This window comes from Desulfofustis glycolicus DSM 9705 (assembly GCF_900130015.1).
GTDB classification, from domain to species: domain Bacteria; phylum Desulfobacterota; class Desulfobulbia; order Desulfobulbales; family Desulfocapsaceae; genus Desulfofustis; species Desulfofustis glycolicus.
Window position 1 is genome coordinate 107011 of the sequence record NZ_FQXS01000005.1, and the last position, 18603, is coordinate 125613.

Below are 18603 nucleotides of genomic sequence, written 5' to 3' on the forward strand. Positions count from 1 at the left end.
AGAAGAAGAGATTGTGAAGTATCACCGTTATTGTATTTCATCGTCTAAACTGAACGTTACCAGCTAGGGCACTCCCGTTTACATTACCGGCCAAACGGCGGTCAAGAGGAAAACCAAAAGAAGCCTAAACGGTATTTCAGATTCTCAATCAAAGGGTTGTCAGATATTTGTCAGATGCCTGGGCTACTGTTAAAATAAACCCCTTATGACGCCGGAAAGAAAGAACGAAATCCTCGATCAGTGGGACTATACCGCTCAATGGTTGCAGGATGCCATCATAAAGGGCTATCTGCGACGGTACGAGGAAGGTACGGCGCAGGGCTGGCTTGAATATCTTGAATGGGAGTTTGGGCTGGATGATGAGCAAGAAGAGACTCAGAGAAGGCTCAACGGTCTGCGCATGTGGGAATAATCAAAAGTGCCAATTCCAACAACAGCTTGAGGTGCGAACATAGCCCCTCTTCTGACTAGATTCCTAACTGAACAGGAAAAATATCTTGTTTTCTCCTTGGTGGATAAAATATAAACTATTACGAGTAAATAAACACCTTTCGTTTACCTTGACTATAATGATTTAACTTGTTAGAAAAACTTTATGAGCGACCCTGTAACTCGTTAGGAACAAAAAATGGATCCAAAGCGCTAATAAAACTGAAGGTGTATCCATGAAAATATTTAATTTTATCTCTTGCATTATGATTGCCCTTCCTCTTGCTGGATGTTTTGGTAAAGATTTTGATAGATTAGATAGCTCTATAAAGCTTATAGATCAAAAAACTAATGAAAGAATTGCCCAATTAGAACAAGGTCTGAGAGAGACCGGCCGAAGCGTGGTTCCTGGTGCTTTTGAAAAGGAGTTACTTTGGTGGTCTTGGATGGGAAACGATGAACAAAAAGAGCAGGCAAAAGAAGTAATTGTCGGGCTTTATGGTTTGGATCCTACAAGTTTCTCAAATGGGAGATTTGCCTTAATTGTAGAGTTGATTTATAAGAAAACTAATAATACAGAGGAGTTACCTTATTGGGTGTTTTTTAGACAGGCCTTTAACAAAGATACTGTACAGGAATATTTTATTAATAGGCAATCGCCTTTTAGAGCAAACAGCGAACAAATATTTGTTCCTGACGATGAAACCATGAAGAGTCAAATTCAAGACGATTTGCGGAAATTAATTGAATATTATGAAAGGGAAAAAGATATATGGAATCCTGTGCCATTACAAAAAGGAGAGGGGTATGGTTTATATAGACATTTGGGTTTTGCTACTGACATGGAACTTGCTCATTATCTTCTTAATAATTATGGACAACCAGGGGGTCGTTGGGCTTTATACATGAATAAAGTTTGGCTAGATAGGTGGACTAACCTTTTATTTAACCTTACTAAAAACAGCAAAAAATATAGGGTAGGATCTACAATTACATCGATAATTCCAACTCAAATGACTTGGAATGGAAAGAATCTAATCTTTGTAATTCCAAGTCGCCAATTCAACGACATAAAAGATTCTTTGGAAATATTTGTGTCAATAGTTTTCCAAGGAGTTGATCATAAAGGGCAGGTAGTAGAAGAAGTTCGTTATGGGAATAGGCGGTATCAAATATTTGCAGACAAATTTTTTACAGGAGAAGATATGGTTGATACAGATTCTCCGTTTGGAAAAGCAGTCTGGAATTATGTTAATATGTTTGATTAATTAATGCCCGATTTAACCAAGTTAGGATTTTCATTATTAAGGGGGTGATAAACCGTCTTATAGTCTTTCAATTGGTTACTAAAATTTGCAAAAAATATCGTAAATATCTGTCAGTTCTTAGGTGAACTAATATAATTTATTATACTTCCTGTTTATCTTTTCGTAGGAAGCAGTTCAGTGTCAGCGGCATTTCGGTGTCATCTTGTATAGCCCAAGCCGGTCAGTTTGTGTTGTCAGCTAAACGGTTATATAATTGTCTGCATGAATAAAGCAAATAGTCTCCATGTCGGAACATGTAGTTGGAAATATGATTCCTGGCGTGGCATCGTCTACCCGGAAAGCGGGCCGGTCAACTATCTGCACGAGTACAGCAAACACTATTCTACGGTCGAGGTCGATCAATGGTTCTGGTCGCTCTTTGCCGGTGACAAGGTCGTTTTACCCAAACCCTCTGTGGTTGCCGGCTATGCCGCCTCGATCCCCGAAGATTTTATCTTCAGCATCAAGGTCCCCAACAGCATCACATTGACCCACCATTACAGCAAGGATAGAAAAGGACCGATCAGGTCGAACCCAAATTTTCTATCCGTCAGTTTGATGCAGCAGTTCTTGAAAACGATTGAACCACTTGGAAACCACATTGGCCCGCTCGTATTCCAATTTGAATATCTGAACAAGATGAAGATGTCAGGACTGGCGGAATTTCTAACCGTGTTTGGGGTTTTTGCTGATCACTTGCCCGGCGGTTTCACGTATTGCCTTGAGACTCGTAACAAGAACTATCTCCAGCCTCGATACTTTGATTTTCTGGGTGAGCACGATCTGTACCATGTCTTTTTACACGGCTACTATATGCCGCCTATCTTTGATATATACGAGCATTTTAGGGAGAAGATCACTGAGCTGACGGTAATCAGGTTGCATGGCCCAGACCGGCAGGGAATCGAAAAGCAGACCGGCGAGGATTGGAGCCGTGTAGTTGCCCCCAAGGAGGCAGACATATCCCGGTTAGCGTCAATGCTATCCGGTCTCCACTCGCGGCAGGTTGAAACGTTCCTCTACGTCAATAATCACTTTGAAGGGTCAGCCCCCCGCACGATCACCAGGATTGAAAAAGCTCTGGCTGCTGCATGAATTTTCCTCAGTTGTATCACTCTGTGATACTCCTCCTGTGTTAAGTTAAATCAATCGAGAGAAATACCCGCAACGCAGGAGGGGTTATGTTTGAGGAACGGGTCAGGGATCAGGCAGAGGCAGAATATTTCAGCAACGTGTACCTGCTTATCGGCACGGGAGAAGGACGACAATTATCTGCGCTGGACGTGCTGCATATCAAGCTGAAGCGCTGGGCTTTTCAAGAGTGGTACGCTGGCCTTGATCAGAAAGGAAAGCAACGGATAGACCGTTACCTGCTCGAAAAGTATCAGGGGGCTTCATAAAACAGAGCAGCAAGCAAAACCGCCGCGATATTCTATAGAGGTTTAGTAGCAAAGGTTTTCCCCCAATGTTTCCCGTAGGGGCATCGGACAAGGAACCGGCAAGGTTCTGGGGAACTTTGGCATAAGATGAAGTGTACTTTATTTCATTAAGACAAACGGTTAAATCAATGATAACGTTCCTGTAAAAAGATGCTGTGAGTTGCGGCCCACTTTGAGGGTTCCATGGTTCTTCAGCTAGAGCTACCTTGTTCCTTTGGAAACTTGCCTGCCTGTTGCGAGCGGTATAAAAACTATATCGTAACTTTAATTTCGTTTTTGTAATTGTATTGCTTACATAGAAGTTAACGTTAGTTTTTGCTTTAATATTAGTTAAGCCATCTTAACTTGTTGGCCGCGCGACGCCACAAGCATAAACGGGCACGTATCATGCAAAAGACAATATTACTGTTAACACACAAGGACAGCAAACATGCTAAGCACGATTTTTGAAGAACAGATAGTTAAACTAATTTATTAGTTAAAGAAAAGTAGTAATGAATCATTAATCGAGGAGATCTATTATGGCGAGTTGGACAAAGAGCAAGCCTTGCAAAAATTGTGGTCAAGGGTCTGGGCCAATGCTCAAGTGCGACAACTGTGGAACGTTAGGCTGTCCAAAATGTTTAGGCCCTGGAGGAAAAGGTAGATGCAAGGTCTGTCAAAAAACTACTACCAAAAGCAGGGTGTGATTTTCAAGCGAGATCAGTGTCATACCGTTTTTTAGGCGGTTGTAGTTCACATTCTCTAATTGGCTCGATCTTCTCTGAGGCAAGTTGATTTGCCAACATTGCTTTGACGGCGACGGCCATGCTGGCCCGCACCGGGTCTAGATTGAGCCGTGCATACACTGCCGTAGCTTCCGGTGATTTGTGTCCAAGAGTTTTGCCGACAATGGTCGAACTCGCCCCTGTCATCGTCTGCCAACTTCCCATGGTCCGTCTCAGGTCGTGAAGACGGATGTCTTGAAGATTTGCTCTTGTGATCAGCGTTTTCCAAGCCCTTTTAGGCTCCAGATAGTGGCCGGTTTTTCCTGGACCGGGAAAAACGAATACCGAACGTGTTTGTTGCTTTCGTTTCTGGAGGATTTCAAGAGCCTCCTCAACGAGCGGGACTACCATCGTACTGCCATTTTTGCTCTTTTTGGCAGGGATAATCCACGCCCCCCTTTCGAAGGATATTTCGTTCCACATCATCGAGAGGTTGTTTGCCCGTCGTGCCCCGGTGAAAAGAGATATGAGAATGTAGTCACGGAGAGTTTCCGGTGTATCGTCATGGTGGAGCGCCTCGAAAAACCTCTTCAGTTCATCCGGCTGGAGAAATCGATCTCTCGATTCCTCATGAAATTTCTTGACGCTGCGACAGGGATTCGGGATCTCCGGCAATGACTGATTGAATACGGTACTCAGAAGGGCGAGGGCGCGGTTAGCTGTGCTCTGCGTTATGGTTCCTTCCCCGCGTTGTTTAGGAATGGTGGTGATCTTGTTATGCCACGTTCTGATTTTCGCAGCTGAAAACCAAGATACTCGTTTGTTGCCAAGCGGTTTCTTAATGTAGAGATCATAACGGCGGACATCCTCAGACCACGATTTCTTGTGAGGTATAGCGAATTGATCTAACCATCGCTCGAAAACGGTATTGAGCGTATCTTCGTCTCGTAGCCGTTGAGCCTCGTTTTCGATATCAACACCGTCGCTTAGGGCCGTCATTGCCCTCAGTGCCAACTCTCTTGCTTTATTGATAGAGATGGCCGGGTATTTGCCAAGAGTGCGTGTGGCTGGGCGGCCGCGCTTGGCATCCCATGCCTGAAACTGGAAAGACTTGGTCCCAGATGCTGTCACTTGCAACCTGAGTCCTGCGGTCTTTGTATCGTAGTGATAACCACGCTTTTGATCAGCAATTGGCTGGATAGTGCGGATCTTGTTGTCTGTGAAATTGAATTTATTAGACATTGTAAGCCTCTGGCTCTAGTATCGGTTCTATGCCGGTTCTATGGAAGACATCAAATCAGGTCGATTTGTGTCGAAATATACTGCTTAATGTTAGGCCGTTCTATGGTTTAAGTCAATAGAAAATATTATTAAATATCAATGTATATCCGTAGGTCGAATGATAGACCCACACACTACGAATCCGTAGGTCGGGAGTTCGAATCTCTCCTGGTGCACCAGAAATATCAAGGGGTTGAGCGTCAACTGCTCAACCCCTTTTTGTTTTGGTAGCCAAATAGTAGCCAGTATTGATTATCCTAGTGCGCTTGTAAGCTTCCTTTGAAGTTTTCGTGCTTCGACTTTCGAGAATCATTTCAGTTGCCAAGATATTTGTTTAATTCTCGTGGCGTCACGTGGGTGCGGTGCTCTTCCCAGTCGGCGTTTTTGATGGCCAGGTAACTGCCGTAGATTCGTTTGCCGAGGATTTCCGGCAGGATCTTGCTGCGCTCCGCCTCGACGAGTGCCTCGAACATCGATTTCGGCAGGAGCCGTTGGTCCCAGATGCGACGGTTTGTCGAATGACTGTAGGTGCTGCCGTGATCGGGCTTGCCACAGTCGAGCCCTTCTTCGATACCGCGCAGGCCGATTGCGATCAGCGTGGCGATCTGCAGGTAGGGGTTGCCGGAAGGATCCGGATTGCGCAATTCGATGCGGGTATTCTGCGGGCTTACCGTGTAGGGGATACGAACCATCGAACTGCGGTTCTTCAACCCCCAGCCGCGAATGACCGGTGCTTCCCGTTCAAGGACGTATGCCTTGTAGGAATTGAGCGTCGATGCCATGACCAATGAGGTTTCCCGGCCATATTTTACGATCCCGCCGATAAACTGTCTTGCCAGGGTGCTCAGGTTATATTCACGATCGGCATCGTGAAACAGGTTACGGCTTTCCCGATCGGTCATAGACAGATGGATATGAAAGGCGCTGCGATTCTGATTGTCGAATGGTTTCGGCATGAAGGTCGCATAGTAACCGAATTCGCGGGCAACCTGGTGGGTCACGTGATTGAAGATGATTGTCCGGTCGGCGGCATCGAGCGGTTTGGTCGGCACCAGGTTGATCTCGTGCTGAGATGGAGTTACTTCATGATGGGCTTTTTCAAATTCGATGCCGCACTGAGCAAGAATGCTGATGATCCGGTTTCTCACTTTTTCCCCCTTGTCATGGGGAGTGGCGACAAAATAGCCGGCGTCGTCGGAGTGTCCTTTTTCACCGAACTCATCCCCGGTGAGCAGGAAAAATTCGTGCTCGGGACCGAGAAGAAATCGATAACCGTATTCTTTTTCTGCGTGCTCGACCACTCGCTCCAGCACGGCTCGGGGGTCCGCCTGGGAGCGCAGACCGCGTTCGTTGAAGATGCGTCCGATAAAACAGCCGAGTGTCTGGTCGTTGAACCTGATAATACGCAGGCTGTCAATATCCGGGAAGAGTTGACGATCGCTGTTGTCTACCTGGGCCATGCCGGCGATCGACGATCCGTCGAAACCGATGCCGTCCCGCAGGATATTCGGCAGGTGGGCCGGGTTCACTGGCAGGCTCATCAACCGGCCGTTGAGATCGGTGAAGAAAATTTTGGTTGCATCAAGGCTGCTCAGTCGGTCTTGAATATCATCCATCATCATGGGGTATTCACTCCTGTTCCGCTAACGTAATGGGAAAAAATGAATCTGAGGTCGGTTCTTGGCGCCGGTCGGCGCCCTGCAGGTGGGGGGTGACTACTTGCATCTCAAGGGCACTGAATGCGTCAGCCGGCGTTCGGGTTCTGTACCTTGCCGAGAAACGTGCGGGTTCTCTCGAATTGCGGATTGCTGAAAAATTCTTTCGGTGGTGCCTGCTCGAGGATAACCCCGTCGTCGACAAAGATCACCCGGTCCGCCACCTCGTTGGCAAAGCCCATTTCGTGGGTGACGACTACCATCGTCATGCCTTCACGGGCTAGCGTTTTCATGACCTCGAGCACTTCGCCGACCAACTCCGGGTCCAGGGCGCTGGTCGGTTCGTCAAAGAGCATGACTTTGGGGCGCAGGGCCAGTGAACGAGCAATGGCCACCCGTTGTTTCTGTCCACCGGACAGCTGATCCGGATACACTTTTGCCTTGTCCTCCAGGCCGACTTTCTTCAACAATTCCATGCCGAAGTTGTTCGCTTCGGCGCGCTTCATCCGTCGCACCTTGAGCGGTCCAAGGGTGACATTCTGCAGCGTGGTCATGTGCGGGAACAGATTGAACTGCTGAAAGACCATGCCGGCTTCGGTACGAATCATGTTGATATCAGTCGATTTGTCCGTCAGGCTGTAGCCGTCGACGATGATTTCGCCGCTGGTCAATTCCTCCAGCTTGTTGATACAGCGAAGCAGCGTGCTCTTGCCCGACCCCGATGCGCCGACGATGACCACCACCTCGCCTTGCTCGATACTCAGGTCGATGCCTTTGAGTACTTCCAGGTCGCCAAAATACTTGTGCAAATTTTTGATTTCAATCATCGGCATGGCAACAGTCCCGCGTTTTTATCGCTTAACGTGAAAGACCTTTTCTTCCACGATGCTGAGGATTTTGGAGATGGTCATGGTCAGAGCCAGATACATGATGGCGACGGTGAGCCACACCTCGAAGGCGCGGAAGTTGACGGAAATGATCTCCTGGCCGGTTCTGGTCAACTCGCCCACACCGATGACCACCAGCAGCGAGGTATCCTTGAGGCTGATGATGAACTGGTTGCCGAGCGGCGGGATCATTCGCTTCAAGGCCTGGGGCCAGACTACGTAACGCATGGCCTGAAATCGGGTGAGTCCGATGGAGCGGGCTGCCTCCATTTGGCCGGGGTTGATCGACTGGACTGCGCCACGCACGATCTCCGCGATATAGGCCCCGGAATTTAGGGCAATGGTCACGATACCGGCGGTCAACGGTGGGATGCGCATGCCGACGGCCATCGGCAGTCCGAAGTAGAGAAACATGACCTGGACCATCAGCGGCGTACCACGAATCGATTCGACATAGGCACCGGCCAGTTTTCTCAGCAACACATTGCGTGAAAGCTTGAGCAACCCGGCCGTTGCCCCGAAGATAAAGCCGAAAAAGAGTCCGACGATGGTGATAATGATGGTCAGTCGAATACCGGTCATCAGGATGGGAACCGAGTCCCACATGACGCTGGCATCAAAGTCGAAGGCCATGAGTGCTCCCCAGAGAGGCAAGAAGGGAGGCGGGCCGGTGCGGCGGCCCGCCTGTCAGGTATGAGGGGCTATTTCGGGTCGGAGCCGAACCATTTCTTGTACAATTCGGCGTATGAACCGTCTTCCATGAGCTTGAGAATCTCGATGGTCACCTGCTCGCGCAGATCGCTGCCGGCGGGAAAGGCGATACCGTAACTCTGTCCCATGTAAAGCGGGCCGACCACCCTGGCTTTTTCCTTGCCGGCGGTCTGGGCGTAGTACATGACGGCCGGGGAGTCAAACAGTACTGCATCGGCGCCGCCGGTGGCCAGTTCCATATAAGCGCCGTCGATATTCGGGAAGAGGCTGATGTCTTTGGCTTTTGCATTTTTCTTGACGAAGTCCTCACTGGTGGTGCCGAGCTTGGTGGCGACCACTTTGCCTTCCAGGTCTTCCAGACTCTTGATGTCGCCCTCGTCGGCGCGAACCAGGATCATCAGGCCGGCATCGTAATACGGATAAGCGAAGTCCACTACCTTTTCGCGTTCGCTCTTGATGGTCATGCCGGCGATGGCGGCATCGATATTGCCGGACTGCAATGCCGGAATGAGGCCGTTGAAGTCCATCGGTTGCAATTGGTATTCAAGGCCGAGCCGATCGGCGATCAACTTCCACATGTCGATGTCGAAGCCGACATAGTCACCGGTTGCAGGGTCCTTGAATTCGAATGGCATGAAATTGGTGTCGTGGCCGACGACGAGTTTTTTTGCCTGGGCCAGTGCTGCCAGCGACAGTGCAAGAGATACGGTCAGGACGATAGTCAGTAGTTTCTTCATACATCCTCCTTACATCTTCATGTTATTATTCAGATCTTCTCGGGTTTGCCGGTGATGCCGGGAGTCGGGAAGATCGGTTGGGTGTCCCCGACAATCACTCCGGAATATTGGGGAGTTTGGTGATCTGGCCCTTGTAGTTGACCAGCGTGTATTCCTGTTCGGTACGCTCCTTGATGTAGTAGTCCGGCATCAGCGGGATTTTACCGACATTGGTGGCCACCACATACATGGGTTGAGCCAGCCCGGTGGTGTGGCCGCGGATGGCGTCGCGGATCAATTCGGCACCTTTTTCCACTGGGGTGCGGAAATGATCGATGCCGGGAGCCGGCTCACAATAAAAGACGTAATACGGTCGAATCCTAAATTGCAAAAGCTTGAGGTGCAGCTGTTTGAAGGTGTCGACATCGTCATTGATCCCTTTGAGCAGGACGGCCTGATTGCCGACATTGATGCCGCAGCCCATGAGTTTGTAGACCGCCTCGGCGGTTTCCTGAGTCAACTCTTTCGGGTGATTGCACTGGGTGTTGATCCAGATCGGTACCCGGTGCATGCCGCCGAGCACCTTTAGCAGGCCGTCTTCCATACGCTGGGGCAGGGCGATGACGGTGCGGGTGCCGAAACGAATCATCTCCACATGGGGAATCTCACGGATTTTTCTGATCAGATACTCGATCCGGTCGTTGGGCAACAGGAAGGGATCGCCGCCGGTGATCAGAACATCTCGAATTTCCGGGGCGTTTCGAATCCACTCCAGCCCTTCGTCGACGTCAAAACGCAACTCGAGGTTCCGGTCCACGACGAGTTCCTTGCGGAAGCAGTGCCGGCAATAATTGGCGCAGACATCGGTCACGGTAAAGGCGATCTTGTCGTGATATTGCCGAGCGATGGAATCGGGACGGTGCTCTTCGTCGTTGCGATTCTCTTTCCAGATCAAGTAATTGGGGATGCCATACCGATTCTCTTTCTCCTTCATAGAAGGGACCACTTGGCGTCTGATCGGGCAGGCCGGATCCTTCCTGTCCATCAGGGCCGCATAGTGAGGCGTGGTGCCCCATCTGGTTTTCATCGTTTCGATGGCGGTCACTTCTTCATCCGTCGGATCGATATACAGGCGCAATCGGTCCAGAGAATTAACGTAATTTCGTAATTGTTCTTTCCAGTCCATGATGTAAGAATTCAGTGTAGTGGGTGCGGATAGTTCAGGAGGTTAAACGAAGTCCGTAACCGTCTCGGTTGGCAGCGATGATCTGCATTGCCAATAATAAAAAAACCTCTTCGGTCGACCGATCCATCGCTTATTTCTCCCGTTTCGTTACGGCGTAATCCTAGTCCATCGACGGAGGTGAAGCAACGTTTAATTGCGCGGTCCCAGTAGCTTTCGGCCGTCACTACAGGGGAGTAGTCGGCCCTGGAAACACCTGACTGTCAGGGAGCGAAGGGAGTTGTGGCGATGCCGTTGGCGAGCCTGGGGGACAGCGGTCTATGGGTCTGGCGGCGGTTTCGAAAGGATCGAAGTCGGCCGGATGGTTACGGCCTGGATCTAACTGCCGGTCCTCGATTTTCGATGCGTTCCGGTGAACAGGTAAAACAACAGTGCTTACAGGTCCGTGTTCCGTGTCGGTAAAGGAGTTTTGGTTTGCACAACTTCTTTCCTCCAGAGCATTAATTCTCGGATCACATTTCGTATCGAGTAGCAGACCATGATAGCCCCTGAAAGCGGCATGCACACGTAGAGGCAGCGTCGCGGGATATTGAAAACCGGGGTCCAATCCCTGGCGAGCATGGTCAGCCGGAGGGCCTGATAAAAGAAGATGAGCAGAAAAAACAATGAGAGCAGTTCGACGATGCAGGCAAGCAGATGTCCCGCTGTCGTGCCGGACAATTTTTTACTGATCCATTCGAGCTTGAAATGATCGTTTCGGCTCCAGAGAGCTGCTGCCCCGAAAAAAATCATCCAGGCAAACAGCCATTCGACCACTTCATCGAACCAGTAAAACGCCGTGAACGGGACATAGCGCACGAAGACGTTACCGATCAGCAGGGCCAGCAACAGCGCCAAGCAGACTATACAGATCAGGCGTAACGATGTGTACAGATAGATATCTACCGTGCTGAAGAAAGCGGTGAGGCGTCGTTTTTCCATTGCTGTCGTCGTGTTTGTTTTATCGGCTGCCCATGACCAGGTTCGGTAGCCACAAGGATATCTGGGGAATAAAGGCGACGGCGAGCAAGACCAGGAAAATGCCGAGCAGGTACGGCCATATCTCCCGGGTCAATTCTCCGACGGACAGTCCCGTTATGCTTGACACGGCGTAAAGGCACATACCCACCGGCGGGGTCAGCAGACCGATCATCGAGGCAAGCGTCATGACGATACCGAACTGAACGGGGTCGATCGCAAAATGGACAATGACTTTTTGAAAGATCGGAATCGTGATCAGAAGAACGGCAATCCCTTCGAGAAAGCAGCCGAAGATCAGCAGGACACCGATGATGATCAGCATGACCAGCGCACCATTATCGCTCAGTGAGGTCAGACCGGTTATCACCTCTACCGGTATTCGGTGCAGAATAAGGAGCCAGCCGAAAAATCCGGCGGTGGCGATGATAAACATGATCCGGACGGTGTGGGCGAGTGTTTCCCAGAAAATTTCCGGAAGATCGACAATCCTGACACTACGATAGACGACCAGGCCGAGAAACAGCGCCCAGACGCAGGCCACGACCGATGCCTCCGTCGGGGTGAACTGGCCGCTGAGGATGCCGCCGACGATAATGACCGGTGTCAGCAGCGGCAGTGCCGCAGCTTTGCCGCTGGCCATTATTTCCCGAAGGGATGCCCGCTGATCCCGGGGGTACTGTCGTTTTCTCGATACGCAATAGACCGCAACCATCAGTGCCAGGCCCATCAGAACACCGGGCACGACCCCGGCGAGGAACAGTCTGCTGACTGATACTTCGGTCAAAAATCCATAGATGACCAGTGGGATGCTCGGGGGGATGACCGGGCCGATGGTAGATGACGCGGCAGTGACGGCGGCGGAAAAGCGCCAGTCGTAACCATTGTCCTTCATTGCTTTCATTTCGATCATGCCGAGTCCGGCGGCATCTGCCACCGCGGCTCCCGACATGCCGGAGAAAATCATGCTGGCTATGACATTCACCTGACCCAGTCCGCCCCAGATGTGCCCGACCAATGCCCTGGCAAAACGGAAAATACGCTGAGTTATTCCTCCGGTGTTCATCAGGTTCCCGGCTAGGATGAAAAATGGTATGGCGAGCAGGGTAAAAGATGTTGTCGAGGCGTACATGCGCTGCGGGACCATGGTCAGGATATCGGGTTGTCCCATGATCAAAAATGTTGCCGCAGCGGTCAGGCCCATGCTGATGGCCACCGGGACGCCAATGAGAATCAGACCGACGAGTGCCGCGAAAATGAGAAGAGTCGTCATGTGTTACATCTCATGGCCACTTGTTTGATACAGGTAGGTAACAGGCGGCTTCCTTGCAGACCGGTTTTCCCCCGATCTCCGCGTTGAACGTGAACAATGTGTTCCCGGGATATGAAGCAGTGTCATCCGGCCCATTGTTCACGTTCGTCTTGGCCGTGCACGGAGAATCGAATTATTCGAGGCAGCCGTGTGCGTGCAGACGGAGTTGATTTCTTATTTGGCCTCGTCAACCATCTTGAGGAACTCGGTGACATTGTCGGCGCCGACGGAGGCCTTCATACGTTCGTAGGCGGGGCCCATTTTGGCTTTGAACGACTCGACATCCGGCCAGGTCACTTTCATGCCGAGTTCTTCGAGTTTTTTGATCTGGTCCGCCTCGGCATCGCGCAGGGCCTGACGCATGAAATCACCCGCTTTCTTGCTTTCCTCCCTGATGATGGCCTGCTGTTCCGGGCTCAGTTTATCCCAGGTCTTTTTGCTCATCACATGGACCATGGAATTGTAGGTGTGGCCGGTCATAGTCAGATACTTCTGGGTCTCGTAAATCTTGAAGGCATAGATGACGCTGACGGGATTTTCCTGCCCATCTACCACGCCCTGTTTGAGTGCCATCGGAAGTTCGGAAAACTGAATGGTCTGGACCGTTGCCCCAAGCGCTTCCATGGCGGCTTGATTGGACAGCTCCGGCGGTGTTCTGATTTTCAGCCCCTTGGCGTCATCCGGGGTGATGACCGGCCGCACACTATTGGTCAGATTGCGAAACCCCCACTCCCAGTTTGCCAGAAAAACGACACCGGCGTCCTCAAGGTCCTGGCCCGCCCACTCGATAAAAGGACCGTCAAGCACTTTGTAGGCATGGTCATACCCGGTATAGGCAAAAGGAAGCATGACACAGCCGAATTTTTTTGAGTACTTGGCGAGTTGGCCCTGGGTCGGCAGGCTCATGTCGATAACGCCGAGAACGTTCTGTTCCAGCACTTCCGGTGGGTTCCCCAGCTCATTGTTGGGATAGATTTCGACGGTCATTTCACCATTGGTCCGGGAGGCCACCCCGTCGGCAAACAATTGCGCGGCTTTATTTCCAGCGTGCTCGGCATTGGCGTAGTGGCCGAGCTTGAGCACCATTTTGGCCTCGGCGGCGGAGGCGGTAAAACCGCAGGTGGCAACCAAAATAACTAGAGCTGACAAGATCTTTCGCATGGTACATCTCCCTCCCGATTTGAGAATTGACGTGCTGGCGACAGCCCGCCGCCAGACACCGGTTTCCCGATGAGAGGGCAGGCTTATCGGTTCCATGTGTGATCACGTGCCGATGATCGCCCCTCAGGAAGGGGGATAATCTTCCGGAGCGAGTATTTCGCTATCGGTGTGTCTTCTTCTCCGGGCGATTCTTGTTGCCGAGAGATTCAGATATCTTGTCCGAGTATTCTTTGATCAACCTGATTTCACGATCAATACCGCGATCCGCTTCGATGTAGGCTGGAAACGCTATGCTGATGGCAGCCTCCAGCTTATCCTCAAAGCCGAATACCGGCGCGGCAACGCATTGAATACCCCTGGTGATTTCTTCATTGTCAAGGGCATAGCCGCACTCTTTCACGAGAGCGAGTTCTTTCTTTAGCCGATCCGGGGTGGTAATGGTTTTCTCGGTAATTGCCTCAAGGGGGCGTTGCAAGACTTTTTCCAGTACGGTCGCCGGAGAGAATGCCAGAAGAACCTTGCCCAGGCCGGTACAGTGGAGAGGGAAGGTCTTGCCAATTTCCGAGAAGAGCTTGATACCAAAGTCTTTCGCTTCGATCTTATCGAGAAAGACGCCGGTGAATCCGTCGAGAATTCCCAGGTTCGAGGTATGTTCCGTATCCCGGTGCAGATCGAGCAGAAACGGCCTGATATGTTTTCGCAATTGGAAATTGGCCATGACCTCGGCACCCAGCCAGGCAAGGCGCAGGCTGCCATAGTAGCGCTTGGTCTCGGCATTGAAGGTGATGTAACCGATCTCGGTCAGATCTTTTATGATCCGATGCACGGTTGATTTGGGTAAATTCGAGGTGGCGAGAATATCGGAATACGTTGCCCCTTTCGCCTGGTTGGAGACGACGATTTCCAGGATGATAAAAATTTTCTGTAGAGGATTCATTTGCTTGTATAGTAAATGAGGGTTGATGATACACTAACTCCATATATAGAACTTGTATCTATATATGGAGTTAGTGTATTTAACGATATTTGGTTTGCTTGTCAAACGAATAAATACATAGGGGTGCGCTCTTTCTGACGTGCCGGTCATCGGGGGACTGTCCTGAGCGGCCGCGCTATGGTGGCCTCGGTGTCCAGGGACTGCTGGCACCCCTCTGCCGGACCTCTTGACGGGAGAATTTTCTTATGCTGCGAATTGTCTGTATCGGTGAGTGCATGGCGGAACTCGCTGAGTCTTCCCTGTCGAATACTTATTCGCTCGGTTTTGCCGGCGACACCTATAATGCTGCCGTCTATTGCAAACGGATACTGCGGGACAGAGCGGTGGTCGCTTATCTTACAGCCGTGGGCAGTGATCCGTTGAGCACCAAAATGCTCGATCACTTCCGATTGGAGGAGATCGACCGGCGTTGGGTCAGAATCAAAGCAGGGAAGCAAGCGGGCCTCTATTTCATTGAGAACGATGTCCACGGTGAACGCTCATTCTACTATTATCGTTCCGACTCTGCAGCTCGCCGGATGTTTGCCGAGGCGACAGCCGAAACGTTGGTTAACGAATTGACCGCTTTCGACCTCATCTATCTCAGCGGTATTACGCTGGCTATCCTCGACTCGGCGGAACGGCAGGTCCTCTATGACGCATTGCAGCGGCTTGCCGACGGCAGAATCATCGCTTTTGATCCCAATTACCGGTCTGTTTTGTGGCCGTCCGCCGAAGAAGCCCGGCAGGCGTCGAAGATCATGGGCAAAACGGCGACAATTGTGCTGACCGGCAGCGATGATGAGACAACTCTGTGGCACAATGATGAGAGGCGCCGGATGATTGATCGCTGGTTGTCGTGGGGCTGCCAGGAAGTGGTTGTAAAAGATGGGGTCGCCGGATGCCTGATCGCATACCGGGGAGAAGTGTTGCATGTTCCGGTGTTGCGGAAGTGCGTGCCGGTGGACACGACCGGAGCCGGAGATTCCTTTTGCGCGGCGTATCTATGCGGCAGGTTGCAGGGGCTGGCACCGCGACAGGCTGGTGAGCGGGGGCATCGCCTGGCGCAACGAGTCGTCATGCACAAAGGCGGGGTGATTCCCCGAGATGCGACAGAACTGAGTGAGGGAACGTAAGAAAATGAAAATGGTTCGAGATATCCTTGGTGATGTACGGGTCTTACCCGTTGTCGTGATCGACGACGTGGCTGATGCGGTTCCGCTGGCACGCAGTCTTCTTGACGGCGGCTTGCCGGTTATTGAAGTAACGCTGCGAACAGCGGCGGCGCTTGAAGCGATAGCAGCTATCGGTAAGGAGGTTGCCGGGTGCATTGTCGGTGCCGGTTCGATCACCGACCCGCATGGTGCCGACCAGGCGCGCCGGGCCGGTGCACAGTTCGGAGTTTCTCCCGGCACGACCCGGGAATTGCGGGAGTTCTTGCAGGCCGATTCCTGGCCATTTTTGCCGGGAGCCGCCACGATCAGCGAAGTTTTGGAACTGCGCGACGCCGGCTTCAGTCAACAGAAATTGTTTCCCGCCGAAATTCTCGGTGGAGCAGATTACCTCAAGGCGATCGGCGGTCCGGTCCCGGACGTGACCTTTTGTCCGACCGGTGGCATTGTGCACGAAACGATGACGGATTACCTGCGTCTTGCCAACGTCTTCGCCATCGGCGGCAGCTGGATTGCGCCACGGGAGTTGATTCGCCGGAAGAGCTGGCCGGAAATAACAGCTCGGGCAGCATCGGTATAAACCTCCATGACGGGACGTCACAATGAACGATGAAAATCGGCTTCATGGTCGGAAGGACTTGTTGCCACTCCCTTCGGCGGCTGCTCTGCGGCCGGCTGGACAGCCAACCAGTCCGATAGAGCGATTTTCATATAAAAAAATCCATCTTCCTTGCCGCAGCACGAGGGGTCCGATGACCCGTGATTCGGGTGACCGGACAGTTTTCCAAGGGTGGTATCCGTTGGTATCAGCGGGAGGGAAACGTCAACCAGTTGACGAAACTGGATTGGAAATCGCCCCAGTCCGATAGATTTTTAACCGTTGTAGCACCAAGCAAACGGTCGAGTTTTTCGGTCGCTCCTCCATCCATGAGCAGCATGATAGCGCCGAGCCCTGCCGTGTTGCCGGAGTGATCAGTTTGCCGGCCTGAGCCGTCAGTTCGGCGATGAGCCGGCGGTTGTCCTCATCGGGCCGGTAACCGTAGCCGCCCGCCTGCCGGGCCACCTCTTCCTCGGTGACGGTCAGGTCGGCCGGGTCTAAAAAGACGGTGACCTTCACCGCTCGTCCAGGCTCCCGGCTCGATAGCTCTTCAGGTAGTTCATGCAGAAATCGTCACGGCCGGCGCAGGTCTCCGCAGCTACGATGGTAGCCATCATGGTGCGGTCCAGCGGGTTGACGATGGCACTGTCCAGCCCCTTGGCGATGGCCATGGCCATGAAACTGCGGTTGAGAAGCCCCCGCCGAGGCAGGCCGTAGGAGATGTTGGAGAGTCCGCAGACCGTGTGCACGCCGGGAAAGCGCTTCATGATCTGCTCGATAGCGTCGAGAAAGGCGTTGCCATACGTCTTGTTCATGCTGATCGGCTGCACCAGCGGATCGACAAAGATCGCTTCCGGGGGCAGATTTTTGGCACTCAGGCGGGTGATCAGGCGGTCGGTCACGCGCAGGCGATCGTCAGTCGTCTCCGGCATGCCTTCGTCGCTCATGCATAGTGCGATGACCCGGCAATCGCCGGCGGAGACAAGGGGCAGCAGCGCCCGGTAGCGCTCGGACTCCAGCGAGATCGAATTGATCAGTGGTGCACCGTGGTGCACTGTCAGAGCCGCTGCCAGGGCAGCGGGATTGGGGCTGTCCAGGGCGCACGGTTTATCGGTGGCGCCCTGGACCGTTTGGACAAGCCAACGCAGGTGGTCGGGCTCGTCGTCGACAAAAACGCCGGCGTTGACATCGATATAATCGGCCCCACAGGCGGCTTGCTGCTGTGCAATCCGTTCGATGGCGGCTGTATTCCTGGTCTCGATCGCCGTCTTGATCGTCGGCCTGCTGGCGTTGATCAGCTCGCCGATGATAATCATCCTTTCTCCTTTCGTCCGGGTGGAGTCGGTCGGGAGCAGAGGCTCATGCTGCTGCGACCAGCTGTTTGGCCAGCTTGACCGCTCGCGGCGCATCGATGCCGTAACCGTCGGCGCCGATCTGCCGCGCATAGGCTTCTGTTACCGGGGCGCCGCCGATGATTACCGGTATCTTCAGGCCTGCCTCGCGAAGGGCCGTGATGGTTCGTTCCATCGCCGGCATCGTGGTGGTCAGCAGCGCCGACAGCGCGACCAGGTTGGCCTGTCTGGTCCCGGCAGTCTCGATGAAGACGGCACTATCCACATCAACGCCAAGATCGATGACCTCGAAACCCGCTCCTTCGAGCATCATTGCCACCAGGTTCTTGCCGATATCATGGAGATCGCCCTTGACCGTGCCGATAATCACGGTGCCTTTGCTCTGGCTGTTATCGGATGCCAGGTGGGGCTGGAGCAATTTCATGCCGGCCTTCATGGCCAGGGCTGCCATCAACATTTCCGGGACGAAGATGGTGCCGGCACTGAATTGTTCGCCAACCTCTTCCATGGCGCGAATCAGGCCTTCGTTGAGGATTTCGGTTACGTCACGACCTTCGGTCAGGGCGGTCTGGATGTTGGCTTCCACGGCAGCCTTATCGCGGGCGACGACGGCGTCGTAAATTGCCTGGATGGTCATGGTCTGGTCTCTCCTGGTTAGTTGCGTATGCAGAAAAATGGTTCGGTTGCGGTCAATAAGATA

At 52.1% G+C, this 18603-nt stretch carries 19 protein-coding genes; 6 read left to right on the forward strand and 13 right to left on the reverse strand.

The features are described 5' to 3' along the window. The first annotated feature begins 205 nt into the window (after positions 1-205). The 4 genes from BUC26_RS06000 to BUC26_RS06015 all read left to right on the forward strand — a co-directional run bounded on the left by BUC26_RS06000 (position 206) and on the right by BUC26_RS06015 (position 3136). Positions 206-412, forward strand: coding sequence for a hypothetical protein (locus BUC26_RS06000; RefSeq protein WP_073374260.1), 207 nt, complete (start codon positions 206-208; stop codon positions 410-412). A 253-nt stretch (positions 413-665) separates the two neighbouring features. Continuing rightward, the gene (locus BUC26_RS06005; protein WP_073374263.1) at positions 666-1697 is read left to right on the forward strand and encodes a hypothetical protein; all 1032 of its coding nucleotides are present in this window, start codon (positions 666-668) and stop codon (positions 1695-1697) included. A 261-nt stretch (positions 1698-1958) separates the two neighbouring features. Continuing rightward, positions 1959-2831, forward strand: coding sequence for a DUF72 domain-containing protein (locus BUC26_RS06010; RefSeq protein ID WP_073374265.1), 873 nt, complete (start codon positions 1959-1961; stop codon positions 2829-2831). A gap of 86 nt (positions 2832-2917) precedes the next feature. Continuing rightward, positions 2918-3136 carry a hypothetical protein gene (locus BUC26_RS06015; protein ID WP_073374267.1) on the forward strand — a complete coding sequence of 73 codons (219 nt, stop codon included), beginning with the start codon at positions 2918-2920 and terminating at the stop codon, positions 3134-3136. Between the two features lie 731 nt (positions 3137-3867). On the opposite strand, the gene BUC26_RS06020 is transcribed toward BUC26_RS06015, so the two are convergent. The 10 genes from BUC26_RS06020 to BUC26_RS06065 form a co-directional block, all read right to left on the reverse strand. Beyond that, the gene (locus BUC26_RS06020; RefSeq protein WP_073374269.1) at positions 3868-5124 is read right to left on the reverse strand and encodes a tyrosine-type recombinase/integrase; all 1257 of its coding nucleotides are present in this window, start codon (positions 5122-5124) and stop codon (positions 3868-3870) included. Between the two features lie 353 nt (positions 5125-5477). Further along, the gene (locus tag BUC26_RS06025; protein ID WP_073374271.1) at positions 5478-6785 is read right to left on the reverse strand and encodes a glutamine synthetase family protein; all 1308 of its coding nucleotides are present in this window, start codon (positions 6783-6785) and stop codon (positions 5478-5480) included. 122 nt (positions 6786-6907) lie between these two features. Continuing rightward, positions 6908-7645 carry an amino acid ABC transporter ATP-binding protein gene (locus BUC26_RS06030; protein WP_073374435.1) on the reverse strand — a complete coding sequence of 246 codons (738 nt, stop codon included), beginning with the start codon at positions 7643-7645 and terminating at the stop codon, positions 6908-6910. A 24-nt stretch (positions 7646-7669) separates the two neighbouring features. Next, a complete protein-coding gene (locus BUC26_RS06035; RefSeq protein ID WP_073374273.1) occupies positions 7670-8338 on the reverse strand; it encodes an amino acid ABC transporter permease in 669 nt (222 codons plus the stop codon). Positions 8339-8406: 68 nt separating this feature from the next. After that, positions 8407-9153 (reverse strand): glutamine ABC transporter substrate-binding protein GlnH, encoded by a 747-nt coding sequence (gene glnH / locus BUC26_RS06040; RefSeq protein WP_073374275.1) that lies wholly within the window; start codon positions 9151-9153, stop codon positions 8407-8409. A gap of 94 nt (positions 9154-9247) precedes the next feature. Next, positions 9248-10318 (reverse strand): KamA family radical SAM protein, encoded by a 1071-nt coding sequence (locus BUC26_RS06045; protein ID WP_073374278.1) that lies wholly within the window; start codon positions 10316-10318, stop codon positions 9248-9250. Positions 10319-10750: 432 nt separating this feature from the next. Next, entirely contained in the window at positions 10751-11296 is a 546-nt protein-coding gene (locus BUC26_RS06050; protein ID WP_073374280.1) for a TRAP transporter small permease, read from the reverse strand. A 19-nt stretch (positions 11297-11315) separates the two neighbouring features. Continuing rightward, positions 11316-12605 (reverse strand): TRAP transporter large permease, encoded by a 1290-nt coding sequence (locus BUC26_RS06055; protein WP_073374282.1) that lies wholly within the window; start codon positions 12603-12605, stop codon positions 11316-11318. A gap of 213 nt (positions 12606-12818) precedes the next feature. Beyond that, positions 12819-13805 (reverse strand): TRAP transporter substrate-binding protein, encoded by a 987-nt coding sequence (locus BUC26_RS06060; RefSeq protein WP_073374284.1) that lies wholly within the window; start codon positions 13803-13805, stop codon positions 12819-12821. A gap of 160 nt (positions 13806-13965) precedes the next feature. Further along, on the reverse strand, positions 13966-14742 hold the full coding sequence (locus BUC26_RS06065; RefSeq protein ID WP_073374286.1) for an IclR family transcriptional regulator: 777 nt from the start codon (positions 14740-14742) through the stop codon (positions 13966-13968). A 245-nt stretch (positions 14743-14987) separates the two neighbouring features. Between BUC26_RS06065 and BUC26_RS06070 the strand changes: the two genes are divergently transcribed. Both BUC26_RS06070 and eda read left to right on the forward strand, forming a co-directional pair. Then, the gene (locus tag BUC26_RS06070) at positions 14988-15917 is read left to right on the forward strand and encodes a sugar kinase (RefSeq protein WP_073374289.1); all 930 of its coding nucleotides are present in this window, start codon (positions 14988-14990) and stop codon (positions 15915-15917) included. A gap of 4 nt (positions 15918-15921) precedes the next feature. Further along, positions 15922-16533: a bifunctional 4-hydroxy-2-oxoglutarate aldolase/2-dehydro-3-deoxy-phosphogluconate aldolase gene (eda, locus tag BUC26_RS06075; protein ID WP_208609741.1), complete on the forward strand. Its 612-nt coding sequence runs from the start codon at positions 15922-15924 to the stop codon at positions 16531-16533. Between the two features lie 243 nt (positions 16534-16776). Here the strand turns inward: eda and BUC26_RS06080 are convergent, their stop codons facing one another. From BUC26_RS06080 to BUC26_RS06090, 3 genes are read right to left on the reverse strand one after another with little or no spacing between them, the layout of a single operon-like run. Further along, entirely contained in the window at positions 16777-17070 is a 294-nt protein-coding gene (locus BUC26_RS06080; protein WP_073374291.1) for a hypothetical protein, read from the reverse strand. Next, positions 17067-17867: a methyltetrahydrofolate cobalamin methyltransferase gene (locus BUC26_RS06085; protein ID WP_073374293.1), complete on the reverse strand. Its 801-nt coding sequence runs from the start codon at positions 17865-17867 to the stop codon at positions 17067-17069. Before BUC26_RS06085 ends, BUC26_RS06080 begins: the two co-directional genes overlap by 4 nt. 43 nt (positions 17868-17910) lie before the next feature. Then, positions 17911-18540 (reverse strand): corrinoid protein, encoded by a 630-nt coding sequence (locus BUC26_RS06090; RefSeq protein ID WP_073374439.1) that lies wholly within the window; start codon positions 18538-18540, stop codon positions 17911-17913. Between the last annotated feature and the right edge of the window lie 63 nt (positions 18541-18603).